This is a genomic window from Pseudonocardia sp. EV170527-09 (assembly GCF_008369905.1).
In the GTDB taxonomy this organism is placed as follows: domain Bacteria; phylum Actinomycetota; class Actinomycetes; order Mycobacteriales; family Pseudonocardiaceae; genus Pseudonocardia.
The window spans coordinates 20,223-27,119 of record NZ_VRMC01000077.1 but is presented as its reverse complement, the minus strand read 5'-3'; the positions used below and the strand labels follow the sequence as shown (position 1 = coordinate 27,119).

Genomic DNA, 6,897 nt, shown 5'->3' with positions numbered 1-6,897 from the left:
GCTGGTCCTGCTGCGCTCGCGCGACGTGCAGTCCCTGGAGGACGCCCTGGAACGACTGCGACTGGCGGCGAACGTCGACCACACCCGCTCGGCCGTCGTCCTCACGTGGCTGGTCACCCGTTGAACTCGCCGGGGCACGGGCGTACGGTATGAGTTGAGAGTTCAACTTCTTTCGATGGAGACCGGGATGCCCGTCCAGCGCCTCAACCACGCCGTCCTCTACGTCCGCGACGTCGCACGCAGCGTCGACTTCTACCGCGACACGCTCGGCTTCCGCCCCGTCGTCGAGCTCCCCGGCGGCCGTGGCGCGTTCCTGCAGGCCGAGGGGTCGACCAACGACCACGACCTGGCCCTGTTCGGGATCGGCGCGCAGGCCGGGGCCTCGCAGGCGGGCCGCGGCACCGTCGGGCTCTACCACCTGGCGTGGGAGGTCGACACGCTCGGCGAGCTCGCCAGGATCGGCGAGCAGCTCCAGGCCGCCGGGGCACTGGTCGGCGCCTCGGACCACGGCACCACCAAGGCGCTCTACGCGAGGGACCCCGACGGGCTGGAGTTCGAGGTCTGCTGGCTGGTCCCGGCCGCCCTGGTCGACGGCGACGACCACGACATGCGCATCGAGCCGCTCGACCTTGCGGCCGAGATCGCCCGCTACGGCGCGGACACCCGCGGCGGGATCGGCGTCTCGGTCCCGGCCTGAGCCGCCCCGCCCTCGGCGCGAGGCGTCCCGGGTGCGGCGTTCGGGCCCCGGTCCGAGGCGCCCCCGTCAGCTCGGCTCGTTGAGGTCCACCCGGTAGCCCGAGCGGGCCGAGAACTGGGCGGTGACCGAGAACCGGTCGCCGCGGACCAGGGTGTGCCGCCATTCCACGGGACGCCCGGCGGACAGGCCGAGCCGCTCGATCGACAGCGCGGCGACGCCCTCGTCGATGCCGAGCAGCTCCCGCTCGCCGCGCCCGGGCAGCACCGCCCGGATGTTCTCCATTCCTCCGTCGACACGGATCCCGCAGCGGCGCCGGTACTCGGGGTAGATGCCGGTGTGGGTGAAGTCGACGTCGAGCAGGGGCGCCGCCAGCTCCTCGGGCAGCCACACCCGGTCGACGGCGAGCGGCTCGGCGTCGGCGAGCCGCAGCCGCTCCAGGTGCACCAGCGGCGTGGACTCCTCCAGCCCCAACCGGGCCGCGACCACGCCGTCCGCGCGGACCTCGAAGGTCCGCACCACGCTGCGCTGGGTGCGCCCGGCCGACTCCACCGCCACGTAGAGCGAGTACGGCTCGTCGAGCGGCTGCTCGATCTCCGAGCGCACCGTCGGGCGGGCGACCCGCCCCCGCCCGGCGACGACGGCGCCGTCCTCCCGCAGCCGGCGCAGCGCCTCCCGCACGGTGTGCCTGCTGACCGCGTAGTCGGCGGCCAGCGCGAACTCGCCGGGCAGTGCCTCGTCGAACTCGCCGTCGGACAGCCGGCGGCGCAGGTCCGCCAGCAGCTGCTGCCACAGCGGCATCGCGCCGTTGCGCACCAGTGCTCGCGCCGTCATCGCCCACCCCCTTCGCGCGTGATCACCGTAGGCGAGCGCCGCGGGCTCACCGCACGGCGGCCCGCGCGTGACGCCGGGTGAGCAGCACGCCGACACCCACGACGACGGCCGCGATGAGCCCGGTCATGCCCAGTTCGAAGCGCGAGCCCTCGCGGGCGGCCATGTAGACGAGCACCACCGGGATCACGACGATCACCGCCCAGGTGAGCACCGGGTAGGCCCACATCCGCACCGGCATCGCGACGCTGTCGCGCTCCAGCACCCGGCGCATCCGCAGCTGGGACACCGCGATGACCAGGTAGACCAACAGCGCGATCGCGCCGGAGGTCGCGAGCAGGGTCTTGAAGACCTCCTCGGGGAAGGCGTAGTTCGCGATCACCGCGACGAACCCGACCAGCGTCGACCCGAGCACCGCGAACCGCGGCACGCCCTGGGAGGTGGTCCGGTTGACCAGGCCAGGCGCCTGCCCGCGGCGGCCGAGCGAGAACAGCATCCGCGAGGCGGTGTACAGCGCCGAGTTCAGGCAGCTCGCGACGGCGACGAGCACCACCACGTCGACGATGAGCTTGGCCGACGGCACGTCCAGCGCCTCCAGCGCCGCCTGGTACGACCCGACCGCGGGCAGTCGCGGGTCGTTCCACGGCACGATCGCGACCACGAGCAGGATCGAGGCCAGGTAGAACACCGCGATCCGCCAGATCACCGAGCGGGTGGCCCGGCCGATCCCGCGCGCCGGGTCGCCGGACTCCGCCGCCGCGATCGTGACGATCTCGGTGCCCATGAAGCTGAACATCGTCACCAGCACCGCGGCGACCACCGCGCCCGGCCCGTTCGGCAGGAACCCGCCCTCGGACACCAGCCGGGACAGCCCCGACACCGACGAGTCGTCGCCGACGAAACCGGGCAGCAGGCCCAGCACCGCGAGCACCCCGACGACGATGAACGCGATGATCGCGACCACCTTGAGCAGGGCGAACCAGAACTCGAACTCGCCGTAGTTGGCGACGGAGAACAGGTTGGTCACCGTCAGCAGCACGGTGACGGCCAGCGCCCAGCCCCACTGCGGCACCCCGGGCAGCCACGAGTTGAGGATGAGCGCGGCGGCCGTCGCCTCGACCGGGATGACGAGGACCCAGAACCACCAGTACAGCCAGCCGACGGTGAACCCGGCCCACGGCCCGATCGCCCGGTCGGCATAGGTGGAGAACGAGCCGGAGTCCGGCTGCGCGGCCGCCATCTCGCCGAGCATCCGCATCACCAGCACGACCAGCGTCCCGGCGAAGAGGTAGGCCAGCAGCACCGCGGGGCCCGCGGTGGCGATCGCGCTGCCGGAGCCGATGAACAACCCGGCGCCGATCACCCCGGCGATGCTGATCATGGTGACGTGCCGGTCGCGCAGCCCCGCCCTCAGCTCGCCACCGGCCTCCGGCCGGTGCGTGGTCTCCGTCATGGCGCCTCCCCCTCCTCGGTGCCACAGCCGGCGGTGGCCGGTGCGATGCGCAATGGTCACCCGGGCGTCGCCCGTTGTCACACCCCGGTGGGTCTCCGGGGGTGACGCCTAGCCTGGGCGGCATGGGATTCAGCGCGCAGCTGCGGGAGTCGACGACCGCGACCTGGGACGCGGCGGTGGGGCACCGGTTCGTCGACGAGCTGTGGTCCGGCACCCTGGACCGCGATGTGCTCCGGCACTACCTGGAGCAGGACCTGCAGTTCGTGGACTCGTTCCTCGCGCTGCTCGGCGCCGCCGTCGCGACGGCCGACCGGCCCGGCCCGCGGGTCCGGCTGGCCCGTCAGCTCGGGCTGGTCGCGGGCCCGGAGAACGACTACTTCGAGCGCTCGCTCGGTGAGCTCGACGGGAACGCCGAACCGGAGCGGGCCGCGCCGACCGTCGGGTTCGTCGACCTGATGGGCGAGGCCCGCGACGCCGGGTACGCCGAGACCTTGACCGTGCTGGTCGTCGCCGAGTGGCTGTACCTGGACTGGGCGACCCGGCCGGGCGCGACCACCCCCGAGGACCGGATCTCCCGCGAGTGGATCGAGCTGCACCGCGGTGTCGAGTTCGAGGAGTGGGTCGCGTTCCTGCGCGACGAGCTCGACCGGGCCGCCGACCGGCTCGACCCCGCCCACCGCGAGCGGGTCGCGGCGCTGTTCGTGCGCGCGGTCGACCTGGAACTGGCGTTCTTCGACGCCGCCTACGCCGGCTGAACGCGGACGACCGCCTTCACGATCTGCGCCCTGGCGACGACGACGCCGGCGCACACGGCGGTCACCGAGGTGAAGGCGGACCGGCCGGTACGCCGGTCGAGCGTTCCGCGGAACGCGACCTCCCCGCCCCGCGGGGCCTGAGCGGGCAGCGTGACCGCGGTGGACACCGACACCGCGTGCTCGGCCTCGGTGAGGTGCGGCAGGACGGCGAGCAGCGCGCCCACCTCCAGCCCGACGGCCAGCGCACCGGCGTGCGCACCGCCCGCGCCGCCGTCGGCGAGCTCACCGATCTCGAACGCGACCCCGGCGGCCGGGTCGGCGTCGTCGACCGGCCGGGCGCCGAGCGCGGCCTGCAGCGGGACGGCGAGGACGAGCGCGACCCGGTGGGCCAGGGCCGGTCCGGCCAGCAGCGGTGCGGTCACCGGGCCGAGTCTGCGCGCCGGGGGTGACCGGGCGTCGACGTCCGGATGACGATCCGGGGCGAGCGGCTGCGAGGATCGCCGGCATGGGAGGCAACCGACGGGCCGTGGTGGTCGGCGCCGGGATCGCGGGCCTGAGCTGCGCGCTCCGGCTGCGGGAGCGGGGCTGGTCGGTCCGGGTGCTGGCCGACGCGCCGGTGGAGGCGTCGACGTCGCACCTGGCCGCGGCCGTGTGGTTCCCGACCCGGGCCGGTCCGCGGGACAAGGTCCTCGACTGGGGACGGCGCACCTTCGCCGAGCTGGCCCGTCAGGCCGCCGACGGCGTCCCCGGCGTCGTGATGCGGGAGTCGCTGACCCTCTACCGGGCGGCGCCGGAGCCGCAGTGGTGGGCCGACGCCGTCGGCGAGGTCCGCCCGGCCCGGCCCGACGAGCTGCCGCCCGGCTACGCCCACGGCCTGCGCTTCGCGGTGCCGCTGGTCGAGATGCCGGTGCACCTGCCATGGCTGGCCGCCGAGGCGGGGCGGCGCGGGATCGTTCTGGAACGCCGGCGCGTCACCGCGCTCGACGAGGCCGGGCGGGACGCCGACCTCGTCGTGCACTGCTCCGGGCTGGGCGCGCGCACCCTGGTCGGCGACACCACGGTGACCCCGGTGCGCGGGCAGATCGTGCGCGTCACCAACCCCGGGCTGACGATGTCGGTCCGCGACGAGGCGCACCCCGGCGGCCGCGCGTACGTGCACCCCCGCGCGCACGACTGCATCCTCGGCGGCACCCTCGACGACGGCGTCTGGGACGCGACGCCCGACCCGGCCGCGGGCGAGGCGATCCTGCGGCGCTGCCGCGACATCGTCCCGGCCCTGCGCGACGCCGAGGTCCTGGAGCATCTCGCGGGCCTGCGCCCGGCCCGCCCCGAGGTGCGGCTGGAGGCCGAGCCCGCCACCGCGACCCGGCCGCGGGTGATCCACGACTACGGGCACGGCGGCTCCGGCATCACGCTGTCGTGGGGCTGCGCCGACGACGTAGCAGATCTCGCCGACGCCGCCTGACCCGGTCAGGACGTCCACGGACGGCCGTTCGACGCGGACGGCAGCCCGTGGACGGGCAGGTCGGCGGCGAACCGCGGCGCGGTGGCTGCCCCGGTGCCCGAGCCCGCCCCGGTGACGACCGTGGCCTCACACGATGCAGAAGTCGTTGCCCTCCGGGTCGGCCATCCACAGGTGGTCCACATGTGGAGAACCTGGGGACAGGTGCTCCTCGACGACCCGCGCGCCCAGCGCACAGAGCCGCCGCGCCTCCGCGCCCAGCCGCTCACCGCGCAGCTCGTCCGGCAGGTGCCGGCCCCCGGAGACCTGCAGGTCCAGGTGCAGCCGGTTCTTCACCGTGCGGGGCTCGTCGACCCGCAGGAACGAGATCCGCGGGCCCGCGCCGTCCGGGTCGCTGATCGCGGCGACGTCGCCCCACTCGTCGGCGGGCACCTCGTGGTGGACCATCCACGCCTCCCAGGTCGCGAACCCGGTCGGTGGCGGGGCGGGGGCGTAGCCGAGCGCAGCGCTCCAGAACTCCGCGAGCAGGTGTGCGTCGGCACAGTCGACGGTGATCGTCCAGGGAGTCGCCATGGGTGGAGGCTACGGCCGGACCCCGACGGTTCCGCGGCCGCGCGAGTCGCGCCGAGGCCGGTCACGGGGTAGCTTTCCGCTTCCGATCACCCGGTGCACCGGTGGAGGGCGAGTGAACGGTCAGCCTCCCGGCAACGGGGTGCGACGCCTGAGCTTCCGCATGGAGTCGGCGGCCGACGTCGAACGGTTCGTCGCGGAGTTCTACGGGGGCGCGGTGGTGCTGCCGACGAGCGACGGCCGCGACTTCGAGGTGGGGAACGAGACCGTCGCCGCCCCGGGGTTCTCCCTGAGCGACCTGTGGGTCACCGCCGAGATCGACGCGATGGTCGACCCGGTCGAGAACGAGTTCGTCGTCGATCTGGTGCAGGGCGGACGCATGCGCCTGGACACCGAGGCGTACGGCACCGTGGTGCTGCAGCCCGGCGACGTCGGGGTGCTCCCGCCCGAGGGTCGCTTCCGCGACCTCGCCGAGGACATCGACCTCGACGTCGTGGGCCTCGACCCGGCGGCCCTGGCCCGCTGGGCGGGGCAGGTGCACGGCGTCGTGACCGACCGGGTGCGGCTGACCGGGATCACCCCGCTGAGCGGGGAACACGCGCGCCGCTGGGCGGCCACCGTGGTGCACGTGCGGGACCGGGTGCTCGGCAACCCGATGCTGCTGGACGGGTCCGTCGCGCTGGACGAGGCGTTCGGGCTGCTGGCGTCCCGGTTCCTGGAGACGTTCCCGAACACCGTGCTCGACGAGGTCACCCGCCGCGGGCCGGCCCGCACCCCCGCACTGCCCGCCCGCCTGGTCCGCCGCGTCACCGAGCACCTGCGCGCGCACGCGCACCGTCCCGTCGACCCGACGGAGCTGGCCCGGCTGACCGGGGCCCCGGCCCGGACCGTGCTGGCCGGGCTGCGCCGGGCCGGGACCGACCCGGCCACCGTGCTGTGGCGCGCCCGGCTCCACGGCGTGCGCGACGACCTGCGCGCGACGGGCGACGCGACGGCGGTGGAGCGCATCGCGGGCCGGTGGGGCTTCGTCCGGCCCGGCGGGTTCCGGGTGGCCTACACCCGCGCCTTCGGCGAGACCCCGGAGGAGACCGCGGGCCGCTGAGCCGTCCCGTCGCACCGTTACGGTCGCCGG

At 74.7% G+C, this 6,897-nt stretch carries 8 protein-coding genes; 4 read left to right on the top strand and 4 right to left on the bottom strand.

Annotated features, from left to right (window positions below; all coding sequences use genetic code 11):
- Nucleotides 1-187: 187 nt before the first annotated feature.
- Nucleotides 188-697 carry a VOC family protein gene (locus FVA95_RS21325; RefSeq protein ID WP_149665745.1) on the top strand — a complete coding sequence of 170 codons (510 nt, stop codon included), beginning with the start codon at nucleotides 188-190 and terminating at the stop codon, nucleotides 695-697.
- 66 nt (nucleotides 698-763) lie between these two features.
- Here the strand turns inward: FVA95_RS21325 and FVA95_RS21320 are convergent, their stop codons facing one another.
- The gene (locus tag FVA95_RS21320) at nucleotides 764-1,528 is read right to left on the bottom strand and encodes a GntR family transcriptional regulator (protein WP_149665744.1); all 765 of its coding nucleotides are present in this window, start codon (nucleotides 1,526-1,528) and stop codon (nucleotides 764-766) included.
- Nucleotides 1,529-1,574: 46 nt separating this feature from the next.
- Nucleotides 1,575-2,978 (bottom strand): GABA permease, encoded by a 1,404-nt coding sequence (gabP, locus tag FVA95_RS21315; RefSeq protein ID WP_149665743.1) that lies wholly within the window; start codon nucleotides 2,976-2,978, stop codon nucleotides 1,575-1,577.
- A 122-nt stretch (nucleotides 2,979-3,100) separates the two neighbouring features.
- Here gabP and FVA95_RS21310 point away from each other — a divergent pair, with 122 nt between their 5' ends.
- Nucleotides 3,101-3,733, top strand: coding sequence for a TenA family protein (locus FVA95_RS21310; protein WP_149665742.1), 633 nt, complete (start codon nucleotides 3,101-3,103; stop codon nucleotides 3,731-3,733).
- Here the strand turns inward: FVA95_RS21310 and FVA95_RS21305 are convergent.
- On the bottom strand, nucleotides 3,721-4,155 hold the full coding sequence (locus FVA95_RS21305) for a hypothetical protein (protein WP_149665741.1): 435 nt from the start codon (nucleotides 4,153-4,155) through the stop codon (nucleotides 3,721-3,723). The two genes, FVA95_RS21310 and FVA95_RS21305, sit on opposite strands and share 13 nt — an antisense overlap.
- Before the next feature lie 83 nt (nucleotides 4,156-4,238).
- Here FVA95_RS21305 and FVA95_RS21300 point away from each other — a divergent pair, with 83 nt between their 5' ends.
- Nucleotides 4,239-5,198: an FAD-dependent oxidoreductase gene (locus tag FVA95_RS21300; protein WP_164514892.1), complete on the top strand. Its 960-nt coding sequence runs from the start codon at nucleotides 4,239-4,241 to the stop codon at nucleotides 5,196-5,198.
- Between the two features lie 126 nt (nucleotides 5,199-5,324).
- On the opposite strand, the gene FVA95_RS21295 is transcribed toward FVA95_RS21300, so the two are convergent.
- Nucleotides 5,325-5,768 carry a VOC family protein gene (locus FVA95_RS21295; RefSeq protein WP_149665740.1) on the bottom strand — a complete coding sequence of 148 codons (444 nt, stop codon included), beginning with the start codon at nucleotides 5,766-5,768 and terminating at the stop codon, nucleotides 5,325-5,327.
- Between the two features lie 112 nt (nucleotides 5,769-5,880).
- On the opposite strand from FVA95_RS21295, the gene FVA95_RS21290 reads away from it, so the two are divergent.
- Nucleotides 5,881-6,867: an AraC family transcriptional regulator gene (locus FVA95_RS21290; protein WP_149665739.1), complete on the top strand. Its 987-nt coding sequence runs from the start codon at nucleotides 5,881-5,883 to the stop codon at nucleotides 6,865-6,867.
- The last annotated feature ends 30 nt before the right edge of the window (nucleotides 6,868-6,897 follow it).

Bases quoted from the DNA above. Each gene is read 5' to 3' on its own strand.
- FVA95_RS21325 (WP_149665745.1), top strand. From the start codon at position 188: ATGCCCGTCCAGCGCCTCAACCACGCCGTCCTCTACGTCCGCGACGTC.
- FVA95_RS21320 (WP_149665744.1), bottom strand. From the start codon at position 1,528: ATGACGGCGCGAGCACTGGTGCGCAACGGCGCGATGCCGCTGTGGCAG.
- gabP (WP_149665743.1), bottom strand. From the start codon at position 2,978: ATGACGGAGACCACGCACCGGCCGGAGGCCGGTGGCGAGCTGAGGGCG.
- FVA95_RS21310 (WP_149665742.1), top strand. From the start codon at position 3,101: ATGGGATTCAGCGCGCAGCTGCGGGAGTCGACGACCGCGACCTGGGAC.
- FVA95_RS21300 (WP_164514892.1), top strand. From the start codon at position 4,239: ATGGGAGGCAACCGACGGGCCGTGGTGGTCGGCGCCGGGATCGCGGGC.
- FVA95_RS21295 (WP_149665740.1), bottom strand. From the start codon at position 5,768: ATGGCGACTCCCTGGACGATCACCGTCGACTGTGCCGACGCACACCTG.